The sequence below is a fragment of the Roseibium sp. AWQ4_290 genome (genome assembly GCF_056160985.1).
In genome coordinates this window covers 53,675-75,032 of the sequence record NZ_JBSWYG010000026.1, presented here as the reverse complement: position 1 = coordinate 75,032, position 21,358 = coordinate 53,675, and the positions used below count along the sequence as shown (strand labels likewise).

The following is a 21,358-nucleotide window of genomic DNA, read 5'->3' as shown; positions in this document are numbered from 1 at the left end:
CCGCCGCTTTCTTCGCTTACTCATTAAGGGCCCTTAAATGTCCATTTAATTAAGCGGACACTTAACGCACCAAATCGAAAAGCGGCAGGTCGGGTTCAACGGACGCTCACCATTGTGTCTCCCTTCGCACCATTGGACGCCCGGTTTTCAAGGCTTTTCGGCGATGGTGGGCGCTCCCTCCTAGCCCACCAATCAATTTGATGCGGCTAGATGTGAGATCTGAGGATGAGAACGTCCGCTGCGACTATTACACGTGCCCAAAACCCGTCAGTCTCCTGACGGCCCCATTTTGGTCATTCGTTCCGACCGCAGCGAATTCACACTTCCCGCCCTCATTTGACTGTCGCTTGCCGTGCAATGAAGTGCGGTTGGGATTAGGGGGCAGGTTGATTTTATGCCATGCTCCCACATCTACGTTCGGGAGCTGGCCTTTCGGGCGGCCTTTTCTTTTTTCAAATCATAAGAGCTCAGGAGGCGGTGGCGGCGAGTGCGTCCCGGTCCTTCTTGCGCATCCGCTCAGAGGCCGATTTCAGCTGGCCGCAGGCGGCAAAGATATCGCGGCCGCGTGGTGTGCGGATCGGAGAGGCATAGCCGGCCCGGTTGACGATGTCGGCAAATTCCTCGATCCGCTCCCAGTCCGAACACTCATATTCGGAGCCCGGCCAGGGGTTGAACGGGATGAGGTTGATCTTGGCCGGAATGCCCTTCAGCAGGCGCACCAGTTCCAGCGCATCCTGATTGCTGTCATTCACGTCCTTGAGCATCACATATTCAAAGGTGATGCGTTTGGCGTTGGACAGGCCCGGATACTGGCGGCAGGCATCCAGCAGGGCGTCAATGTTCCATTTCTTGTTGATCGGCACCAGAACGTCGCGCAGCTCGTCCCGCACCGCATGGAGCGAAATGGCAAGCATGCAGCCGATTTCATCGCCGGTGCGGAAAATTTCCGGCACAACGCCGGAGGTCGACAGAGTGATCCGGCGTTTTGACAGGGACAGGCCGTCACCGTCCGAGGCGATCAGCAGGGCTTTCTTGACATTGTCGAAATTGTAGAGCGGCTCGCCCATGCCCATCATGACGATGTTGGACACCAGCCGGCCTTCGGACGGCACAATCATGCCCTGGGGCGTGTCGGCGTCGGGAAAATCTCCCAGCCGGTCGCGGGCCATCAGCACCTGGGAGAGGATTTCCTCAGTGGTCAGGTTGCGCACCAGCTTCTGGGTGCCGGTGTGGCAAAAGGTGCAGGTGAGCGTGCAGCCGACCTGGGAGGACACACACAAGGTGCCCCGGCCTTCTTCAGGGATATAGACCGTTTCCACTTCGACCGGCCGGCCGGCACCGCGCGGGGGAAAGCGGAACAGCCATTTGCGGGTGCCGTCGACCGAAATCTGTTCAGAGACAATCTGCGGGCGGGCAATGGAAAAGGCTTCGCTGAGTTTTGTGCGCAGGTCCTTGGCAATGTTGGTCATGCCGGCGAAGTCGGAGACACCGCGCACATAGAGCCAGTGCCAGAGCTGGGAGGCGCGCATGCGCCATTGCTTTTGCGGCACCCCGATGGTGCCGAGGGCTTCGCCCAGTTCCTCCCGGGACAGGCCGATCAGGGTCGGCTTGTCTTCGCCTGCCAGACCAAGCGGTGCTGCGGCGGTTACGGTTTGCGCATTCGGATTGTCCCGCGCAATGTCGAGCGTGATGGCCATGTCGTGATCCGTTTCACATCCGGAAAATCTGTCACACGGCCCTGGAACATCTCGTGTTTCACAGGATTTGCCTTGCGCTGCCTGACATCCGGGATGTCAACGCAAAAGACGCTGAAGGTCCAATCCATATGAACGTGACACGCTCCCGGGCCGCGGCTGCCGGGTGTCTGCCTGCGCAGACTGAAAATCAAGCGCTTCCAAAACCACAAAACCGGCCAAAAATCAAGCTGGGCTCTGCAGAGCAGCCATGCACAAGAGCCCGGCCGGGACACCCGGCCGGGGCGATAAATGCATCTGAAGGAAGACTGCCGCAAACAGGGCCGTGCGCTTGAAACGCGCCGGTGTTCAGCGGCAGGCCTGTGCGGCGGTTTCGATGGCAGCGGTGACACCGGACAGGGAGAATTTGTAGGTCGTGCGGGTGCCCCGGCTCGATTCGCCGTTCACCGTCATTTCCCGTCCAGCCTTCATGGCGCTGATGAGCTGGGCTTCTGTCGCGGCATTTTCGACCCAGGCCCCGTCATTGTTGGTGAACAGGGTGAAGGTCTTGCCATCCACATCCACGGTTACGGACGATTTTTCCTTGAAAGGATATCCGACCACGAGGCTGGGCTCGGAGGAAACGCCTTCAGCGGGACGGTTTGTCACGAAGAAGAACACCTCCCCGTGGTTCCGGTCTGCTGGAAGCATGCTCGTCGGTTTTGTCAGCGCATAACACACCTTGCCGCCGCTGCCTGAAAGCGAATAGGCCGCCCAATTCTTGTGCTGCTTCAGGGACGTCGGGGTTTGTGCGAAAGCTGCTGCACTCGAAACGGCCAGGCCTGCAAGGACCAGTACCAGCGATTTTGCTTTCATCATCTCCACACCGTTTGGCTATGAGTTTTCGTCAAGTTTGATGCAATTGCCGTCTGTCATATAAACCTTGCTTTAATGATAACTTAAAGCGGGTTACGAAAGTGTTGAAGCTGCGACGCGGCAATTTCGGGTTTCTGACGTTTCTGCCTGTTGATTTCAGTTCTCTTTTTGTGTTTTGGGTCCGGACTCATGAAGGAAACCGATTTGACGGCTGGCAGAGGCCTGCACCCGCAAGGCACCACGTGACGGGTTGCCCTGCTCCTGGGCCAGACGCACAGCTCCTTCACAGGGACACGTGCCACGATTTTGAAGGGGCAAGCAAATCCTCTTCCTTCATGAGTCCGTACCCTAGGCTGTTGCGGTAAATCGCGGCAAGAGTGAGGCGGAAAGGCTTGAACCCTCTTTCGAAAAGTTTCGAACCTGCTAAAGAATAGGGACGCATAGGGAGCAAGTTGGTTTTTGGTGCAGGCTGAGTATTTTTCAGATCTGATTGTGAAGGTCGCGGTGGATCGCGACAAGGCCGCGTTTGTTGAATTGTTTGATCATTTCGCGCCGCGCCTGAAGGGCTATCTCATGAAACAGGGGGCGGATGACGCCGTCGCCGAAGAGATTGCCCAGGATGTCATGGTCACCCTGTGGCGCAAGGCAGAGTTGTTTGATCCGTCCAAATCCTCTGCCAGCACCTGGCTGTTCCGCGTCGCCCGCAACCGGCGGATTGACCGGCTGCGGCGCCAGAAAACCGCCGAGCTTGATCCCGATGAACCGGCCCTGCAGCCGACACCTCTGCCCGACGTGTCTGAGGAGATGGATGCCAGGCTGCGGGAGACGCGGATCAGGGCTGCTCTGGAAAAACTGCCGAAGGAACAGGTGGAGGTCGTGCATCTTGCCTTTTTCCTCGGCCAGTCCCACAGCGAGATTGCCGAAACCACCGGTTTGCCGCTGGGCACGGTCAAATCCCGCATCCGCCTGGCCTTCGGGCGGCTGCGCCAGTTGATCGAGGCGGATTCCGCCGTCGACGTGGACTGACCGCCCGTCCGTTTTCAAGAGGTTCCTGGCACCTTTCTTCCCGTTCGCATGACCGGGCCGCCGCTGACATGTTTCGGCCGCTCGATCTTGGGAGCCCCGGCGGTCAGGGACCGCTCCGCATAGCGGCCCAGGGCCCGGTGGCGGTCATACATGACAATGGCGCCCGCCATGGCAACATTGATGCAGAACTTGGTCGGGATCTTCACCACATGGTCGCACCGCTCCAGCATCTGGGGCGACAAGGACCCGCGCTCAGGGCCGAGCACATAAGCGGCCTGGAGCGGATGGCCGAAACTCGGCAGATCAATGGAGTCGTCCGTCAGTTCGATGCCCACAAGCTGGCACCCGGCAGGCAGATCCATGGTCCCGACACTGTCATAGGTGAAGACGGGCAGGTGCCCGGGGCTTTTGGAGGTGTCGGAGGGCGGGGCCTTGCGGATCTTCTGGTCCGCATCAACCGTGAAGAAGAAGCTGGCGCCAAAGGCATGGGCGGACCGCATCAGGGTGCCGAGATTCATCCGTTTGGAAAGGCCTTCCGCTCCGACCGCAAAATATCCGCGCATTCTTGATCCTGCCGAGTTCTGTTTGCTGCCTCATAACCGAAACCGGTGCGGATTTGAACCGGTGGTCACTTTCTGCCCCGGGCAGCTTGTTTAGCCGGAAGGCCTATAGGGCTGCCGCCCGGGACTTGTTAGGGTTCTTTAGATTGGCTGCCCGCCCTGTCTCTTACAGGCCGGGCAGTCTGTGCCAGCCGTGTTGGAAATGAGGTCTGCCCCTGTGAAAGCCTGTCTTTGCAAATCCTTCGGCCCGCCCTCCAGCCTCGTGATCGAGGAGATCGCGGAGCCTGCCGCCGGGCCCGGGCAGGTGCTGGTGCGGGTCGAGGCTTGCGGGCTCAATTTTTTCGACACGTTGATCATTGAGGGCAAATACCAGTTCCAGCCGGCCTTTCCGTTTTCACCGGGGGCGGAGTTTGCGGGCCATGTTGAAGCGCTGGGGGAGGGCGTAACCGGTTTTGCGCCGGGCGACCGGGTCATGGGCTATCAGAAATTGGGCGCTGCCCGGAAAAAAATGGTGGCTGCAGAAACGGAACTGATCCTGGTGCCGGAGGGGGTTTCCCTTGAGGTAGCGGCCGGTCTGGCGGTCACCTATGGCACAACCCTTCATGCGTTTCAGGACCGGGCAAAGTTGCAGGCGGGGGAAACGGTTGCTGTCCTGGGAGCCTCCGGAGGGGTCGGGCAAGCGGCGGTGGAAATTGCCGGGCTGATGGGCGCAAGGGTGATTGCCTGTGCCTCCTCAGAAGAAAAACTGGCCTTTGCCCGCGAGGCTGGAGCCCACGAAACGGTCGACTATTCCAGCGAGCCTTTGAAGGAGCGCCTCAAAGCGCTGACCGGCGGCAAGGGTGTGGATGTGGTCTATGATCCGGTTGGAGGTGCTTTCAGTGAGGAGGCTTTGCGCGCAACCGGATGGCAGGGACGGTTCCTGGTGATCGGCTTTGCGGCGGGCACCATTCCGAAGATGCCGCTCAATCTCGTCATGCTGAAAGGCTGTGATGTGCTGGGTGTCTTCTGGGGGGCGGCCGTTGAGCGGGACCCTTGCGGGCATCGGGCCAACATGTCCCGGCTTCTGGACTGGGTGCAAGCAGGCCGCCTCAGGCCCCATCTTCATGGGGTTTATCCGCTGGAACAGACTGGCAAGGCGCTTGCGGAGATTGCGGAGCGCAAGGTGCGCGGCAAGGTGGTTGTCAAACCATGATGCCCGGAGTGCCGACCTTCAGGGCTGCTGGTCCTTTGTGGCGCTGGCGGATCAGGCGGCGAATTCGGCGATCACAGGTGCGTGATCAGACGGCTTTTCCCAGCCGCGCGCGTCGCGGAGCACGCGGGTGCCGGTCACATTTGCGGCCAGCGGCTCGGAGACCCAGACATGGTCGAGGCGTCGGCCCTTGTCAGCCTTCGACCAGTCCTTGGCCCGGTAGCTCCACCAGGTGTAGAGCTTTTCCTCAAGCGGGGTGAACTGACGCATGGCATCCAGCCAGCCGCCCGCTTTGCGCACCTTTTCAAAAAGCTCCGTTTCAATGGGCGTGTGTGAGACCACTTTCAAAAGCTGCTTGTGGGACCACACATCCTGCTCATAAGGGGCGACATTGAGATCCCCGACCAAAACGGCTGGCCGGTCCGTTTCGGGACCCTGTAGCCAGTCCTGCATCTCAGCCATGAAATCCAGCTTGTGGGCGAATTTCGGATTGATCTCCCGGTTCGGTTCATCTCCGCCAGCCGGAACATAAAAATTGTGAACGCGCAGGCTGGTGCCTTTGAAGGGCACATCAACAGCCACATGGCGGCTGTCGCCCATCTGGCAGAAGTCCCGCTTTTCGATGTTTTCCAGCGGCCGCCTGGAGAGGGTGGCCACCCCGTGATAGCCCTTCTGTCCGTTGATCGCCATGTGCTCATACCCGGCCCTGCGGAAGGCGTTTTCCGGGAAATTGGCATCCGGGCACTTGGTTTCCTGCAGGCAGATCACATCCGGCGCGATCTCGTTGATAAGCTGCTCGACAATCGGCATGCGCAAACGCACGGAATTGATGTTCCAGGTCACAAGCTTGAGCCGGTCGGTCATAAGGATCCTTGTCAGGCGAAATTGCAGTCAGCCTAGTCATAAGGATTTGGCTGCTCAGTGCAACACGTTTGCCGATTGACGTCCCCCTTGCTGTGTTGCGTGTCTGCCGCGCGTCGTCCGGTGCTGCCGTTTCTGCACGTGCCGGGTCTTGAATGTCATATTTGGGCTCCCATCTGGGGGAGGCGCTCAAAATCTGGACAAATAGACAAATAGACAAAAAGACAATTTGACAAAATAATAAAATTTGTCTATCTGTCTTGCTGATGGTGCTGCTGGTTATGAGGCTGGGGCACTCCGATGGATGTATCGCGTGGGTCGTAAGTAATCTTCTGAATCTCGTTAGTGTTGAAAAGTAAAACTCTGCCTCCCTGAAAAATCGAGGCTCGGAGCGTGTTATGCTGAAAAAATCTAATTTTCTTATATTTTTCAACGTGTTGCAAAAATATGACTCCAAAACTCAATCAACAGCAGAAGCGGATTTTGCGCTTGAGATGTTTTGGAGAAAATGATTTTTGCTGAGTGAGCAAGCTCACTAAGGGAATCGGTACTTGAGAAATCGGTTTCGATTCGGGGTAAAGGTCGAAAATTTCGATATTTTACCAAAACTTATTTGCTTGTGACTGGTATAGATTGGAGATGAACATGAAACTCAAGAGCTTGATGCTCGGCGCCGCCTCCGTTGCTGCTGCCACCACTGCTCAGGCAGCTGACCTTCCGGCTGCTCCGGAGCCGGTTGACTACGTTCGCGTCTGCGACGCTTACGGCTCTCGCTTCTACTACATCCCGGGTACGGAAACCTGCCTGCGCGTTGGCGGCCGTCTGCGGACGCAGTTTGTTGTGAACAACGTTATGGACGATGGGGCCTGGGGCGACCGTGACAGCGATGGCTATAGCTGGCTGACCCGCGGATACACTTACCTTGATGCGCGTACGGCGACCGAATACGGCACGCTGCGCACCTATGTTGCTCTGCGCATGCAGGTTCAGAATGGCGATAGTGACTTCACACTGGACAGCGGTTATATCCAGTGGGGCGGCCTGACAGCTGGTTATCTGACGTCAAACTTCGACATCTTCACCGGTCAGGCTCTCGTCGGTGTTGTCGATCGTGACTGGTCGGATGTGACCAACAACCAGATCGCTTACACTGCTGCTTTCGGCAACGGCTTCTCCGCAACTCTTGCTCTTGAAGATCGTTCTGGCCGTGAATACGGTGACTATGGTGGAACGCGGATGCCGGATGTCGTGGCTGCTCTCGGCGTGTCCCAGGGCTGGGGCTCCGCACAGCTGTCCGGTGCTCTGCATCAGGTGTACCCTGATGTTGCCAACAACGAAGCGGATGGCGGTGAAGACACGCTCGGCTTCGCAGTTGGCGGTGGTGCCGCTATCAATCTGCCGTTCGCAAACGCTGGCACGAACATCTTCTTCCAGGGTTTCTATGCTGACGGCGCTCTGGCCTACATCACCACCTATGACGGTGTTGATGACTTCAATGGCGACGACACCTCGACCGGTTACTCCCTGTCCGCAGGCGTCTTCGTCCAGGCTACCAGCACGGTCGGTCTTGCTCTTGACGGCTCTTATGTCGACATCGATGCCGCTGAAGGCCTCAACGACGTGACCCGTTACGCCATCGACGGTTCTGTTCAGTGGGAGCCGGTCTCCGGCTTTGTCATGGGCGCTGACGTTGGCTATGCGAACGTTGATCAGGACAACGCCGACGATCAGGACGAACTCCTCTTCGGTGTTCGTATGCAGCGTACTTTCTAACCAATTTATTGGTTAGTTAGACTGACTGAGAAACTCTGACCTCCTCTCAGTCATTTTGGCCCGGCAGACTCCAAACTGCCGGGCCTCCCCCTTTTTGAGGAAGACGTTTCGTCTTAGCCCTGAGCTAGGTTGCAAACAGACCGCCAGTGCATGGGGCTGTCTGATCTCTCTCTGCAAAGGCCGGAAATCTGACCCTTGAGCCTTGGAGGTCAGTGCCGGATGCTGTTTTCCACCAGCACCTTCAGGGGGGCGAAGGAGGAATAGATGTCTTCGGACGTTTCCGACCTTTGTCTGATCTGCTGAAAGCACATCCGGAGGAAGTCGCACAAATCTTCAAACGAAATTGGGCCCAGGGCCAGCCTGTTCCTGTAAGGGTCGAGGGCTTCCCCGATGGCTTCATTGCAAATTCGGATAATGGTCTGCTTCTTGTCCTGCCCCATCGCGCCAACCACCTGCATGATCTCTTCCCGGTGGGGCATTTGCAGCATCATCTCGCACGGCGTCGCGCACAGGTGGTGAAACGCCACCTCCAACCGTTCGCCAAGCCCTTCCAGATCGCGGCATTCTTCCGAAATGGCAGTTGCGGATTTGCTGACATGATGTTCAACCGCGTCATAGATCAGTTGTTCTTTGCAATCATACGCATTGTAAAGCGTTTGTCTTGCAACTCCGGCGGCGGTCGCAATTTCGCTCATTGTCGTCTTCTTGACGCCATAATGCGAAAAGAGCTGCAATGCCGTTTCGACAATTTTGATTTCACGTTCGTTCATAAAGGCCTCTGGACTTTTCGTCTTTTGATGATTGTTTAGAAGCTCCCGGCGAAATAGTCTACACGAATGACGCTTCATGGCCGCGCCTGTAAGTTTCTATTTTACATTTCGACGACCTGCGATTTTTATCATTTTCCTTTGGCTTGTTATTCAAATTTATATTTTGAGATAACGTAACGTCTTTAATTTGGCAGTGCGGAGCCGGGACCTTGCCGGTGCACAAGCCGCGATGATGTCTGAGAGCGGTCAAATGTTCACAAGCGCGTTATCTGGTCCTGGAAAAGCCGGATTTTTTGGAAAAGCGAAACGGCGTCCACGCTCCGTTAGGAAATTGCGCGCAATTTGCGCGGCGAAAGAAAGTTTTTGTTAACCTGCCGAGGGTGCCGTGCTGCTGCAGTTGATGAAGTCTCTTTGTCCGATCCTTGGATTTTTGCTGTTGAGCGCTTGTTCCGCTTACGACTTTCCAGATCCGACGCCGGAAGATTATGCCGTTCACGGCATTGATGTGTCCCGCTGGCAGGGCGAGATTGACTGGAAGAGGGTCAAGAAGTCCGGCGTCGCTTTTGCCTGGATCAAGGCGACGGAAGGCGGTGACCATGTCGATCCCATGTTTGAGCGGAACTGGATCGAAGCGCGTAAGGCGGGGGTGCCGAGAGGCGCCTATCATTTTTATTATTTCTGCCGGCCGGTGGAGGAGCAGATAGCCTGGGTCAAGGAAATCATTCCCCGCGATCCGCAGGCGATCCCGCTGGTTTTGGATATGGAGTGGAATGCCCATTCAAAGACCTGCCGCATCCGGCCGGAGCGGGCGCAGATCCTGCGGGACATGAAAGTCTTTCTGGATGAGATGGAGCGCCATTACGGCAAGAGGCCGGTCATCTATTCTTCTGTGGATTTTCACCGGGACCGGCTGGTCGGGGCCCTTCATGGTGAGCACTTCTGGCTGCGCTCCGTCGCCACCCACCCCAAAAACATTTATGACAAGCGGGACGACTGGGTGTTCTGGCAATATACAGCCGAAGGCCGCGTTCCCGGAGTGAAGGGCGATGTGGACAGAAACGCGTTTTTTGGCACCCGCTCGCAATACCGGGACTGGCTGAAGGGCGAACTGGAGCGGTGACTGGGCGCGGCGCCGTTTAGAGATTGGCCACCGAAACCTGACCGCCTGCCCCCCAGTTGACTGGTTCTCCTGTTCCAGGCGCGGGGCCGCTGCTTCTTGTGCCGTCCGGCCCTACTCGATCCTGATCTGATGGGCGATGTCCCGGCCGTTGCTGACCGTGACCTGTTCAAAACCGATCAGTTTGCAGAAATCGAGAAAGTTCAGGTCCTCGGGCTGGCTGGAGCGGGCAAAAATCTCGGTTGATCTGGCTTGGGAGGTCAGGGAGGCGAGCAGGGCCCGCAGGCGGTAAAGCGTGTCATACTGGCCATCTCCTGTGGCCACGATGACCAGTTTTTCCAGCTTCGCGCCCTTGGCAAAGAGGTGATATCCGGGGGCATGAGCCATTTTGGCATGTTGTGCGGCAAGCCCGATGACGAAGGCGGCACGTGAGCGTTCCTGAGCGTCGGGAGCAATGGTCAGGCCGGAGACGTAGTCTTCCCGGGTCTGGGGGGCGGGATAATAATAGCCGGCATGAGCATCAGCCCCCTGGGCGGCCACAGGCATTACGAGCGGCAGGAGTAATACCAGGGCGAGGCCTGGTAACTGTTTGTGAAAGTTGTTCATGAAGGGGCCCCTTGTCTTCCTGGGCTCATCAAGCCGGGGGAGGGCTGCCAGGGCAAGGAAAAATCGAGGGCCTTTTGAAATGTGGGTGTGACCTTTCGGAAATTGCTGTAATTTTGCCATGATCTGATCCCAGATCTCAGGCGTGTGGGCATGAATGTCCGGCGGGGTGGCGCCGGCCGGTTTGTTCGGAGTGAAAATGATGTTGATCCGTTTGCCGCTGGCCTTGTGTGCCGTTGCGTTTCTGTCGCTTCCGGCCCAGGCGCAGTCCGGCCCGGCCATCGCTTATACGACTGCAAATCTGAACATGCGGGCTGGTCCGGGGACAGGCTATCCGGTTCTGGCAACCGTGCCTCGGGGCGGCGGTGTGACCGTTTTTGGCTGTACGGCGAATTTCACCTGGTGTGATGCTGCCTTTGCCAATGTCAAAGGTTGGGTCTCCGGTCGCTATCTGAGCTATGGTGTTCAGGGCAGATATTATGGCCGGCCGATCCCCAATGCGGGCGTCTATATCGGCGTGCCGCGCTATACCGGCAACTATCCGATCTACCGGCGCCCACCGCCGCCCCCATTCCAGCCGCGCCCTGTCCGGCCTTACTATCCGCGACGATACTGAAGCAATTCCAGCAAAAGTGGGTACCGGTTTTGCGTCCGGAATTGCGGCTTGCCAACACTTTGCAGCAATTCCAGCAAAAGTGGGTACCGGTTTTGCGTCCGGAATTGCGGCTTGCCAACACTTTGCAGCAATTCCAGCAAAAGTGGGTACCGGTTTTGCGTCCGGAATTGCGGTTTGCCAACACTTTGCAGCAATTCCGGCAAAAGCGGGTGCCGGGTCTGACTGCGTAGCGGCTCGTGCTGTCTCTCAGTTGCCGGGTTTGGGGTTTGCCAGAACGAGGGACCAGAAAACCTTGTGTTTCGCCTTTGCAGAATAGGCGGTGGCAATCCCGAGCCGGGTTGCGCCCTGGCTCAGCAGCACGTCATTGTGCTTGGGGGATTCCCGCCAACCGGAAAAGGCTTCGGCAAAGGTTCTGTAGCCCGCGCTGACATTTTCCGAAGCTGCGGTTTTGGCCTCGCCGATAGAGGCCATGCGCGTTGCCAGCTGCCGGTCCGGGGCAAGGGAGGCCTGCACATTGCCGGTGGCGGCCATGGCGTCGGCCTGGGCCTGAGCCAGAGCGGTCAGTTGCGGGTCCGGGCGGACGGCCGGAAGGCCGTTATTGATCCGGTATTGCGAAATCATCTGTGCTGCGGTGGCCGGGTCAACTTTGCTGTCGGCACCGCTCAGGTCCTTGTAAAAGGGCGGGGTTTGAAACCGCTCGCTTTGACAGGCGGTGAGCGCAAGCGCCGCGGCCAAACCTGCGGCCATTACCGGCAGCCTTGTTTTTGTTCTGAAAATTGGCGTCATGGCTCCTGATTAGCCCTCCAGGCGCAAACGAATCAATGCTACGTAACGTTTGCTTTCAATCGAAGCAGAAATAGGGCTGCGCAAGGAGCAATCACAAGTTTTGTAATTTTGGTACATTTAAGGCTTGAGCATTTGTGCGGAATTGTTCAAATTTTAATTCTGAAGTTACTTTTTTTGGGTTAGGTTACTGTGTCAATGCTGCATAAGTGCAGGTCTCTTCAAAGGTTTTTGGAATGTCCGTGAATGAGAATACTGGGTGCATCCGGACAATCATTGCTGATGACTCCTCCACAGTTTGCAAGTTTGTCGAGCGGGCGCTCCTTCAGACCGGCCGCGACTTTGATATTATCATGGTCCGGGATGGGCAGGAGGCCGTTCAAACCCTCAGCAAGAACGTCTTCGATCTGGCGTTTCTGGACATCAACATGCCGCAGATGAATGGCGTGGAGGTGATGGCGGCGATCCATGTCATGGGCGCCAAGACGTTTGCCATTTCCATGTCCAATGATCTGGACAAGGCGGCGGAAGAGAAACTGAAATCCTTCGGAGCCTATGACTTCCTGGAAAAACCCTTTTCCAACAAAAGCGTTCATCAGATCGTCAAGACCTATGAAGCCATCCAGGCAAAACACAGTGTGCTGGTGGTGGATGATTCTGCGACTGTGCGCAGGATCGTCTCGAAAGTCCTGCAGAAGAGCATTTTCGATCTGGATATCGACGAGGCCGAAGACGGCCCCTCCGCCCTGGAAAAGGTGAAGGCCAAGACCTATCAGCTCATCTTCAGCGACTTCAACATGCCCAACATGAGCGGCATTGAATTGGCGCAGAAACTGGCAGCCTATGCATCCAATTCTGATGTGATCATCATGTCGACCGAAATGAATGATGCGCTGGACAAGGCGGCCGAGGAAGTTGGCGCAAAGGCGTTTCTGCGCAAGCCGTTCTACCCTCAGGACGTGGACACGATCCTGCATCACACGTTCGGTCTGCGCCATTCCCGGTTTTCCAAACAGGTGCGCATGTTCGCGACCACCTGATGCATGGCGTAATTGCGCTTGGTATTATGAGTGCCGCCCGGCAGGCCGGGCGGCCAAGCCGTATCATGGCCTTTGGAAAACTCAGCGGCTGCCCGCCTCGAGCACGTCCTCAAATGTTCTCAGGCCGGTGGTTGGCGCGCAGACAAGCACGGACATATTGCCCGGTGCATGCTGGTTCTTCCACATTTTCGTATGGGCCTTGGGGATCTGGTCCCAGGCAAACACTTCCGACATATAGGGGTCGATCCGCCGTTCGATCATCAGCTTGTTGGCGGCTGCTGCCTGTTTCAAATGGGCGAAATGCGAGCCCTGCAGCCGCTTCTGGTGCATCCACATATAGCGGACGTCGAAGGTGCAGTTGAAGCCGGATGTCCCGGCGCAGATCACGACCATGCCGCCCTTCTTGCACACAAACGTGGAGATCGGGAAGGTGGCTTCGCCCGGATGCTCAAACACGATATCGACATTGTTGCCCTTGCCGGTGAACTCCCAGATGGCCTTGCCGAACTTGCGTGCCTCCGTGAACCATTTGCCATAGTCTGAGGAGCCGACCGTAGGCAACTGACCCCAGCAATCGAAATCCTTCCGGTTGATTACCCCTTTGGCGCCAAGGTCCAGAACAAACTGGCGCTTGTCTTCATCTGAAATCACGCCAATGGCATTGGCGCCCGCCGCCGTGATCAGCTGGATCGCGTATGAGCCGAGTCCGCCGGACGCGCCCCAGACAAGAACATTCTGCCCCGGTTTCAGCTCATGGGGATGATGGCCGAACAGCATCCGGTAGGCCGTGGCCAGGGTCAGCGTGTAGCAGGCGCTTTCCTCCCAGGTCAGATGCTTGGGTCTTGGCATCAGCTGCTGGGCCTGGGCCCTTGTGAACTGGGCGAAGGACCCGTCCGGCGTCTCGTAACCCCAGATACGCTGGGAGGTGGAGAACATCGGATCGCCGCCATTGCACTCCTCGTCGTCCCCGTCATCCTGATTGCAGTGAATGACAACTTCGTCTCCGACCTTCCAGCGCTTGACCTTGTCGCCGACTGCCCAGACAATCCCGGAGGCGTCTGATCCGGCAATGTGATAGGGCGCGCCATGGCCGTCAAACGGGCTGATCGGCTCGCCGAGCCCGGCCCAGATGCCGTTGTAATTGACGCCGGCCGCCATCACCAGAACCAGCACCTCGTGGCTGTCCAGTTCCCAGGTGGGCACGACTTCCAGCTGCATGGCGTCCTCCGGAGCGCCATGGCGTTCCCGGCGGATGGCCCACGCGTACATGTTTTTGGGAACATGGCCGAGCGGCGGGATTTCGCCGATTTCGTATAGGTCTTTCACCGGAGCATCCTCGCGCGTTCGGTTGTCATTGGCCTCGGCTGCTGCTGTTGTCATCCTTCCCCCTCCCAGGGCTGTCTGGCACCACTGAATTTCGCATCTGCACACGTTGAACGCGGCTGAAACAGGCAATTTGCGCAACTATTGTTCAAAATATGCCTATCATCTATACGACTATTGCTTAACTTGCGTTTTGATGCCAAGCATATTTTGCATTGCACATCGGGATTCCGCAGGCGCACTTTCCCTTTTGCAGTGTTGCGAATGGCCGGAGACTAGGCGGTCAGAGCGTTGCGTTAAGTGGAATAGAGCAGTCGGTTGAGGGCCTTAGGAGGAGACGGGCATGACCCAGAAGGATGAAACAGCACGGGAGCGGGACCGTCCGTGGATCTTCCGGACCTATGCGGGCCATTCCACAGCGGCAGAATCCAACAAACTCTACCGTGGCAATCTTGCCAAGGGTCAGACCGGGCTGTCCGTTGCCTTCGACCTGCCGACCCAGACCGGCTATGACCCGGATGACCTGCTGGCGAAAGGGGAAGTTGGCAAGGTTGGTGTGCCGGTTGCGCATCTGGGCGACATGCGCGCACTTTTCAAGGACATTCCGCTGGAGCAGATGAACACCTCCATGACCATCAACGCGACGGCCCCCTGGCTGTTGTCGCTTTATATCGCCGCTGCCGATGAACAGGGGGCCGACCGGTCATTGCTTGCAGGGACCACGCAAAACGACATCATCAAGGAATATCTGTCCAGGGGCACCTATGTGTTTCCGCCGGCGCCGTCCCTCAAGCTGACAACGGATGTGATTGCCTGGACCTATTCCAATATGCCGAAATGGAACCCGATGAATGTGTGTTCCTATCACTTGCAGGAAGCAGGGGCGACACCGGTTCAGGAACTGTCTTTCGCATTGGCAACGGCCGTCGCGATCCTGGATTCCATGAAGGCCGGCAAAGCCATTCCAGAGGAAGATTTTCCGAAGGCGGTCGGTCGGATTTCGTTTTTTGTCAATGCGGGCATGCGCTTTGTCACAGAGCTCTGCAAGATGCGCGCCTTCACCGAGCTTTGGGATGAGATCTGCCGGGAACGCTATCAGGTGGAAGAGGAACGCTACCGGCGTTTCCGCTACGGGGTGCAGGTCAATTCGCTGGGCCTGACAGAGCCCCAGCCGGAAAACAACGTCTACCGCATCCTGATCGAAATGCTGGCGGTGGTCCTGTCGAAAAACGCTCGGGCGCGGGCGGTGCAGTTGCCAGCCTGGAATGAGGCGCTCGGTCTGCCGCGTCCCTTTGACCAGCAATGGTCACTGCGCATGCAGCAGATCGTGGCCTATGAGACGGACCTTCTGGACTATGGCGATATTTTTGACGGCTCCACAGAGATCACCCGCAAGGTTGAGGCTCTTAAGGAGGAGGCCCGCGCGGAGCTGGCCCGGATCGATGCCATGGGCGGTGCGGTGGCCGCAATTGACTCAAGCTATATGAAACGCCAGCTCGTGGAGGCGAATTCGGCCCGGCTGGCGGCCATCGAGGCGGGGGATCAGGTTGTGGTCGGGGTCAACCGCTGGACCGAGACCGAGCCGTCGCCTCTTGGGGCGGGCGAAGACGGGGCCATTCTTACGGTGCCGGAGCATGTGGAGGCGGAGGCTGTCGGCAGGATCAAGGCCTGGCGGGAGGGCCGTGACGAGGAGGCGGTCTCAAGCGCGCTTGACCAGTTGGCATCTGCCGCCAAGGAGGGCCGCAACATCATGGAACCGTCCATTGCAGCGGCCAAGGCCGGGGCGACCACGGGGGAGTGGGGGCGGATCCTGCGGGAGGTGTTTGGCGAATACCGGGCCCCGACCGGGGTCGGTCAGGCCGCACGCGACGAGGCCGGAGACTTGGGCACGGTACGCGCCGGGGTTGAGCAGGTGTCCGGGGCCTTGGGCCGCCGGCTCAAGTTTCTGGTCGGCAAGCCCGGGCTGGACGGTCATTCCAATGGAGCGGAGCAGATCGCTGTACGCGCCCGGGATTGCGGTATGGAAGTGGTCTATGAGGGGATCCGGCTGACCCCTGCCCAGATCGTCAATGCAGCGATTGAGGAAGATGTCCACGTCATTGGCCTGTCGATCCTGTCCGGGTCCCATCTGGCGCTGGTGCGCGATGTGGTGGACCGGCTGCGGGCGGCTGGTGCGCAGGATATTCCTGTTGTGGTGGGCGGCATCATTCCCGATGAGGATGCCACAAAGCTCACTGCCATGGGCGTTGCTGCCGTCTATACACCGAAAGACTTTCAGCTGACCGATATCATGGCTGATGTTGTCAGAATCGTCGCCCGTGCCAATGAAAAGGCGGCTTGATTTTCTGAAGTGTTCTGTTTGAAAACAGGGGGTTAACTTAGCGTAAACATTTATTAACGCTTTGTTGAGATCCTTGAGCCGTTCCGCCAGAAGGCGGTGTTCTGTGATGGCCAGGAGGCCCATATGGCGACGATCGACAGGCCGCAAACGGCCCAGGTCGTGGCGCATGCGACAGAGTATCCAGCGGACAAGGACGGTGATGGCACCGGCTACGACCGCAAACACAAGCGTAACAGCGCGCAGCGCCCCGACGCAGAGACCGGACCGGAAGAAGACGGACCGGCCGTGTTTTTCGATACGAGACACCCTGACACCCATGCCCTTGATGGCGTGGCCGCCTACCGTGCGGCTGCGATTAAGGCGCTTGAACCGGGCATCGATCACGGACCGGTGCGTCCGATGACAGGCAAGATGGAGGGCATGCAGCCGGAGGAGATCCGTCATGCCTATGAAGATCATGGCGAGGAGCCGGCCCCCCACGCGCTTAATGTGGCAACCTAGGACGTGCCGCGTTCAAATGGTTTCAAACCGTTTTGTCTTTTGCTTTGAAATCTGTGATCTCAGGCAGTGAAAGGCGAAGCCGATTGATCGTGACACGCTTTAAAGGGAGGCTCGGCGCAAGGCCGGGCAGTCTTCGGAAGGCCCACAATGACAACGCGCTGTCAGGGTCCATGTTTTGCAGGAAACGGCGCGGATGGGTCAGTTTGCTGAAATGCAAAGCGGCGTGTCTTCGGGCCGGGCATTTTGATGTCTGTCCAGAAAGGCCCATCTGGTGACGCGCGATTTGGCTCAAGAGCGGACTATTGCCTTGAACTGCCCTGAAAGGGCTCCCATATGGGCGCGGATACGCATTTTCACGTAAAGGCTTGCGTGGGGATGATGTGTCCAGCCGCGGGATGGGTGGCTTTTGGAACAGGCAAGAAGGGGCGGGGCAGGTCTTGGCAGAAACGATTTTATCATTGGCGGCAGAAAATCTGCTGTCGCCGATCATCCTCTTTTTTGCGCTCGGTCTCGGGGCCGCACTGGTGCGCTCGGATCTGTCCGTACCAGAGGCTGCCGCAAAGGCGCTGTCGATTTATCTTCTGTTTGCCATTGGCTTCAAGGGCGGTGTCAGTGTCAGTGCCCATGGGATCGATGCAACGCTGTTGCTGGCGCTCCTGGCCGGGGTGGTCCTGTCTTTTGTGCTTCCCTTTGCTGCCTTTTGCCTGCTGCGCGGCATGACCCGGCTTGGTGCTGTGGATGCGGCAGCGGTTGCGGGCCATTACGGCTCGATTTCCATTGTGACCTTTGTTGCGGCCACATCGGTTCTGCAAAGCCAGGGCATTGCCAGCGAAGGATATCTGGTGGCGGTTGCCGCAGCCATGGAGGCGCCGGCCATCCTCTCCGCCCTATGGCTGGCGGCCAAATTCTCAGCACCTGACGCCAATGAGGCGCGCTCGCGCGACTCCAAGGGCCTTTTGCGTGAGATTCTGCTCAACGGATCCATCGTCCTTCTTGTGGGCTCGTTCTTCATCGGCTTTTTGTCTGGTCCCAAGGGCCTGTCGGACATTGAGAGTTTCATCGTGTCTCCGTTCAAGGGCGTGTTGTGCCTGTTCCTTCTGGACATGGGTCTTGTGGCGGGCCGGGGGCTGCGCAGCAGTGCGGGGCTCTTGCGGCCGGGCTTGATCCTTTTTGGTCTGTTGATGCCGATGACCGGCGCCCTTGCCGGGCTGCTCGCGGGCAGCCTGATCGGCCTGTCCGTTGGCGGCACTCTGCTCCTGATGACCTTAAGCGCTTCTGCGTCCTATATCGCGGTTCCGGCTGCCATGCGTGTTGCCTTGCCGGAGGCAAACCCGTCAATTTACCTGACAATGTCGCTCGGGATCACCTTTCCGTTCAACCTGACCCTGGGCATTCCGCTTTATCTGAGCCTTGCCAAGGCCGTGGGAGGATAAGTCCATGGAAATGAAAGATGCCAAGCGGGTGGAAATCATCATCGAAGCCCCGATGGAGACACGGCTGACCGACGCGTTGGAAGAGGCGGGCGTCACCGGGTTCACCATCTTGCCGGTCATGGGCGGCTGCGGCCGGTCCGGGCGCTGGAGCCGGGAAGGCCAAGTGTCCCGCGCTGGCGGCATGGTGGCGATCATCTGCCTTATCCGGCCGGAACGGCTGGATGGACTTCTGGAAGCTGCGTTCTCGGTTGTGGACCGCCATATCGGGGTCGTCAGCGTGTCGGATTGCGCGATCCTGCGGGCGGAACGGTTCTGACCAAGGCGGCGGAGGCGCTTCTTTTGGCCGCTACGGCGGCTGCCCTTAAACGCGTTGGCCAGCTTGCATTCATTCCGGCAGGTGCTAAGAACCTCCTAATCTCCGGCATGGACCGGCAGAGTAGGAGACGCGCTGTTGAAATTTCCCAAGCCGCTTCTGGACGGCTATGTCCGGTATCTGAACAAGGGCTTCGTCCGTTACAAGGAAACCCATGAGCGCCTCGCGGTTTATGGGCAGACACCGGAAGTTTTGGTGATTTCGTGCTGCGACAGCCGAGTAACGCCGGAAGGGATCTTTCACGCGGGGCCGGGCGAATTGTTCGTGGTGCGCAACGTGGCCAATCTGGTGCCGCCTTATGAGGATACCGCAGGCCAGCACGGCACCAGCGCGGCGATCGAGTTTGCAGTCAACAGCCTTAAGGTCAAACATATCGTGGTGCTGGGCCACGGCCAGTGCGGCGGCGTGATGGCGTTCCGCCAGAATGCCAATGCGCCCATGGCCACGGGTGAATTTATAGGCCGCTGGATCAAGCTCCTGGAGCCGGCGGCCATCGCCATGGCCTGTATGCCGATAGACAAGGCCGACGACCCGCAGCTGGCCATGGAATATGCGGGCATCCGTCAATCCCTGAAAAACCTGCTGACCTTCCCTTTTGTCGACACGGCTGTCGAAGAGGGAGGCCTGATGCTGCACGGGGCCTGGTTCGATATCGGCTCCGGGGAATTGCGCCTGATGGACCCGGACAGCCAGCGGTTTGAAAAGGCGGCTTCCGGCGCTGAAGAAGCGGACGGGGATGCCGCCGCAACCTGACCAGATCCTGCTCCTGAACCTGGGAGCAGACCTTTCAAGAAAGGCCCTCCATGTCAGCAGATCCTGTAATGTATCAACGTCTTGCCGCCTATAATGCCTGGATGACGGACAAGGTCTATGCGGCGGCGTCCCAGATGAGCGATGCACAGCGCAAGGAAGACAGGGGCGCATTTTTCAAATCCGTCCATTCCACGCTGAACCATCTGCTTTTTGGCGACCGGACGTGGCTTGGCCGGTTTACGGGCAAGGCGTATGAGGTCAAAGGCATGGGCGTTGACATTTACGATGCGTTTGATGACTTGCGCGTTGCCCATAAGGAGATCAGCCAGGACATCGTCACCTTCACGGGCGGTCTGTCGCCGGACTGGCTGGCGGCAGACATGAGCTGGAGCCGGAGTGCTGACGGGCTCACGCGCACGCGGCCGCGCTGGCTGCTTCTTACCCATATGTTCAATCACCAGACCCATCACCGGGGTCAGCTGTCGACTCTGCTCACCCAGGCGGGCGCAGATATCGGCGTGACGGATCTGCCCTTCATGCCGGATCTGGTGGAGGCGTGGGGGGACTAGGAAGCAACTCCTTCAGTCTACTCGGACGCGAAATTTGCTCTATCCAAATAGATAAACATCTATATTTACCAATAATATTTTAAAATACTTTTTGTATAAATTTCAATGTTAAAAATTGGCATTTTATTTTATTTTTGACTATTGATTAAATTCTTATAATCTATCAATTTTTAATGGGAGATTTGTTATGAGGTTTAATTCTGTTCTATTTGCTTTGTTTTTTGGTTTTTCAGCTTCTGCTGGGGCTGTTGAGGTTCAGGAGCGAAGTAATACTTTCGTAATTGCAGAAAAAGTCTATTTCAAGAATGTGCCGCTGTCTGCGATGATTGGAGATGTTGGGGTGGCGAGCAAAAGAAGTGGCCGTATTGGCTACGCACTGCAAGAGCGTCTTGACGTTGAGTTCGAAACTTTCGCTCGGACAATTGTTTGGAGCGATGGGAACAAAGTTAGTGGCGACTTTAAAGTAAATTTAGATACTCTAGAGGCGATGAAGGCTGCTCTTGATGGTGAGGCCGAAATTGCAGGAGGTGTTGGTCATGACCGGGAAACGAGTGCTGGGCTGATTGTACTAGATGTTGAGCCGGTAAAATTTAGGATTTATCTTCAAAAGCTATATGAAAGTGACCCGGTTAGGTACGGATACTTCGAAGATCCAAAATTTCGTTTTTTGACCTCTGTGGTGTCTGTGTCGAGTTTTTCTCAAGACGTGGCGAAAAAAACAACCGGTGTTGGGAGCCTTTCTGTCAAAATTGAAAATTTAATTGATGGGCAAGTTGAAGTGAGCGGCGTTGAAGATGCGTCGAGTAAAGTCATTTTAGAAAAGGGTTCCGCGATTGCTGTTAGAATGCAAATGCTCTGCTGGGATGACGATCAAATCGTTGGGCACCAAATTCACCGGCCAAATACGTTGGGCTGGGGGAGGCATCTTTTAAGATGCAAGAATAAATAAAAGGGTTTTCCTCAAGTTTACAATTCGTGGATATGGGAGTGGATCTGATGATCCACTCCTATCTTTTTTGGTAGTGATTTCATTTTCAGAGGTTTTTTGAACCACCAGACCCATCACCGGGGCCAGCTGTCGACACTGCTCACCCAGGCAGGCGCCGATATCGGCGCGACGGATCTGCCCTTCATGCCGGATCTGTTGGAGGCGTTGGGGGGAATAGATCACGCCCAGC

Annotated in this window: 21 protein-coding genes and 1 pseudogene; 14 read left to right on the top strand and 8 right to left on the bottom strand. The window is 57.3% G+C overall.

Features of this window, described 5'->3' with window-relative positions; all coding sequences use genetic code 11:
* Positions 1-467 precede the first annotated feature (467 nt).
* Both rlmN and ACXAH0_RS22215 read right to left on the bottom strand, forming a co-directional pair.
* The gene (rlmN, locus tag ACXAH0_RS22220) at positions 468-1,697 is read right to left on the bottom strand and encodes a dual-specificity RNA methyltransferase RlmN (protein WP_475195119.1); all 1,230 of its coding nucleotides are present in this window, start codon (positions 1,695-1,697) and stop codon (positions 468-470) included.
* Between the two features lie 345 nt (positions 1,698-2,042).
* Positions 2,043-2,552 (bottom strand): invasion associated locus B family protein, encoded by a 510-nt coding sequence (locus tag ACXAH0_RS22215; protein ID WP_475180290.1) that lies wholly within the window; start codon positions 2,550-2,552, stop codon positions 2,043-2,045.
* Positions 2,553-3,008: 456 nt separating this feature from the next.
* Between ACXAH0_RS22215 and ACXAH0_RS22210 the strand changes: the two genes are divergently transcribed.
* Positions 3,009-3,575, top strand: coding sequence for a sigma-70 family RNA polymerase sigma factor (locus ACXAH0_RS22210; protein ID WP_475195117.1), 567 nt, complete (start codon positions 3,009-3,011; stop codon positions 3,573-3,575).
* 14 nt (positions 3,576-3,589) lie between these two features.
* Here ACXAH0_RS22210 and ACXAH0_RS22205 read toward each other — a convergent pair whose 3' ends face one another.
* Positions 3,590-4,138, bottom strand: coding sequence for an RNA methyltransferase (locus tag ACXAH0_RS22205; RefSeq protein ID WP_475180298.1), 549 nt, complete (start codon positions 4,136-4,138; stop codon positions 3,590-3,592).
* Positions 4,139-4,352: 214 nt separating this feature from the next.
* Here ACXAH0_RS22205 and ACXAH0_RS22200 point away from each other — a divergent pair, with 214 nt between their 5' ends.
* The gene (locus ACXAH0_RS22200) at positions 4,353-5,327 is read left to right on the top strand and encodes an NADPH:quinone oxidoreductase family protein (RefSeq protein WP_475195116.1); all 975 of its coding nucleotides are present in this window, start codon (positions 4,353-4,355) and stop codon (positions 5,325-5,327) included.
* Positions 5,328-5,378: 51 nt separating this feature from the next.
* Here ACXAH0_RS22200 and xth read toward each other — a convergent pair whose 3' ends face one another.
* Entirely contained in the window at positions 5,379-6,188 is an 810-nt protein-coding gene (gene xth / locus ACXAH0_RS22195; RefSeq protein WP_475195113.1) for an exodeoxyribonuclease III, read from the bottom strand.
* 642 nt (positions 6,189-6,830) lie between these two features.
* Between xth and ACXAH0_RS22190 the strand changes: the two genes are divergently transcribed.
* Entirely contained in the window at positions 6,831-7,958 is a 1,128-nt protein-coding gene (locus tag ACXAH0_RS22190; protein WP_475180307.1) for a porin, read from the top strand.
* Positions 7,959-8,167: 209 nt separating this feature from the next.
* On the opposite strand, the gene ACXAH0_RS22185 is transcribed toward ACXAH0_RS22190, so the two are convergent.
* Positions 8,168-8,728 (bottom strand): TetR/AcrR family transcriptional regulator, encoded by a 561-nt coding sequence (locus ACXAH0_RS22185; RefSeq protein WP_475195111.1) that lies wholly within the window; start codon positions 8,726-8,728, stop codon positions 8,168-8,170.
* Between the two features lie 400 nt (positions 8,729-9,128).
* Between ACXAH0_RS22185 and ACXAH0_RS22180 the strand changes: the two genes are divergently transcribed.
* Positions 9,129-9,848, top strand: a complete 720-nt coding sequence (locus ACXAH0_RS22180; protein ID WP_475180314.1) for a glycoside hydrolase family 25 protein — start codon at positions 9,129-9,131, stop codon at positions 9,846-9,848.
* A gap of 111 nt (positions 9,849-9,959) precedes the next feature.
* Here ACXAH0_RS22180 and ACXAH0_RS22175 read toward each other — a convergent pair whose 3' ends face one another.
* Positions 9,960-10,451, bottom strand: a complete 492-nt coding sequence (locus tag ACXAH0_RS22175) for a hypothetical protein (RefSeq protein WP_475195110.1) — start codon at positions 10,449-10,451, stop codon at positions 9,960-9,962.
* Positions 10,452-10,647: 196 nt separating this feature from the next.
* On the opposite strand from ACXAH0_RS22175, the gene ACXAH0_RS22170 reads away from it, so the two are divergent.
* Complete coding sequence (locus ACXAH0_RS22170) at positions 10,648-11,064, top strand: SH3 domain-containing protein (protein ID WP_475180323.1); 417 nt, start codon at positions 10,648-10,650, stop codon at positions 11,062-11,064.
* Between the two features lie 246 nt (positions 11,065-11,310).
* Here ACXAH0_RS22170 and ACXAH0_RS22165 read toward each other — a convergent pair whose 3' ends face one another.
* A complete protein-coding gene (locus ACXAH0_RS22165; protein ID WP_475195108.1) occupies positions 11,311-11,811 on the bottom strand; it encodes a CAP domain-containing protein in 501 nt (166 codons plus the stop codon).
* A 278-nt stretch (positions 11,812-12,089) separates the two neighbouring features.
* On the opposite strand from ACXAH0_RS22165, the gene ACXAH0_RS22160 reads away from it, so the two are divergent.
* The gene (locus tag ACXAH0_RS22160; protein WP_475195107.1) at positions 12,090-12,887 is read left to right on the top strand and encodes a response regulator; all 798 of its coding nucleotides are present in this window, start codon (positions 12,090-12,092) and stop codon (positions 12,885-12,887) included.
* An 81-nt stretch (positions 12,888-12,968) separates the two neighbouring features.
* Here the strand turns inward: ACXAH0_RS22160 and ccrA are convergent, their stop codons facing one another.
* Positions 12,969-14,267: a crotonyl-CoA carboxylase/reductase gene (gene ccrA / locus ACXAH0_RS22155; protein ID WP_475180338.1), complete on the bottom strand. Its 1,299-nt coding sequence runs from the start codon at positions 14,265-14,267 to the stop codon at positions 12,969-12,971.
* Positions 14,268-14,553: 286 nt separating this feature from the next.
* On the opposite strand from ccrA, the gene ACXAH0_RS22150 reads away from it, so the two are divergent.
* From ACXAH0_RS22150 to ACXAH0_RS22115, 8 genes and pseudogenes are all read left to right on the top strand, one after another.
* A complete protein-coding gene (locus tag ACXAH0_RS22150; protein WP_475195105.1) occupies positions 14,554-16,551 on the top strand; it encodes a methylmalonyl-CoA mutase family protein in 1,998 nt (665 codons plus the stop codon).
* A gap of 123 nt (positions 16,552-16,674) precedes the next feature.
* On the top strand, positions 16,675-17,052 hold the full coding sequence (locus ACXAH0_RS22145) for a hypothetical protein (protein WP_475195103.1): 378 nt from the start codon (positions 16,675-16,677) through the stop codon (positions 17,050-17,052).
* Between the two features lie 458 nt (positions 17,053-17,510).
* Positions 17,511-18,485, top strand: a complete 975-nt coding sequence (locus ACXAH0_RS22140; protein ID WP_475180348.1) for a sodium-dependent bicarbonate transport family permease — start codon at positions 17,511-17,513, stop codon at positions 18,483-18,485.
* A 4-nt stretch (positions 18,486-18,489) separates the two neighbouring features.
* On the top strand, positions 18,490-18,801 hold the full coding sequence (locus ACXAH0_RS22135; RefSeq protein ID WP_475195102.1) for a P-II family nitrogen regulator: 312 nt from the start codon (positions 18,490-18,492) through the stop codon (positions 18,799-18,801).
* Between the two features lie 132 nt (positions 18,802-18,933).
* Positions 18,934-19,611, top strand: coding sequence for a carbonic anhydrase (locus tag ACXAH0_RS22130; RefSeq protein WP_475180554.1), 678 nt, complete (start codon positions 18,934-18,936; stop codon positions 19,609-19,611).
* Positions 19,612-19,679: 68 nt separating this feature from the next.
* Complete coding sequence (locus ACXAH0_RS22125) at positions 19,680-20,180, top strand: DinB family protein (protein ID WP_475195100.1); 501 nt, start codon at positions 19,680-19,682, stop codon at positions 20,178-20,180.
* Between the two features lie 187 nt (positions 20,181-20,367).
* The gene (locus tag ACXAH0_RS22120; protein WP_475195097.1) at positions 20,368-21,129 is read left to right on the top strand and encodes a hypothetical protein; all 762 of its coding nucleotides are present in this window, start codon (positions 20,368-20,370) and stop codon (positions 21,127-21,129) included.
* A gap of 96 nt (positions 21,130-21,225) precedes the next feature.
* Positions 21,226-21,276, top strand: a pseudogene (locus ACXAH0_RS22115) (DinB family protein); the annotation flags it as partial.
* Between the last annotated feature and the right edge of the window lie 82 nt (positions 21,277-21,358).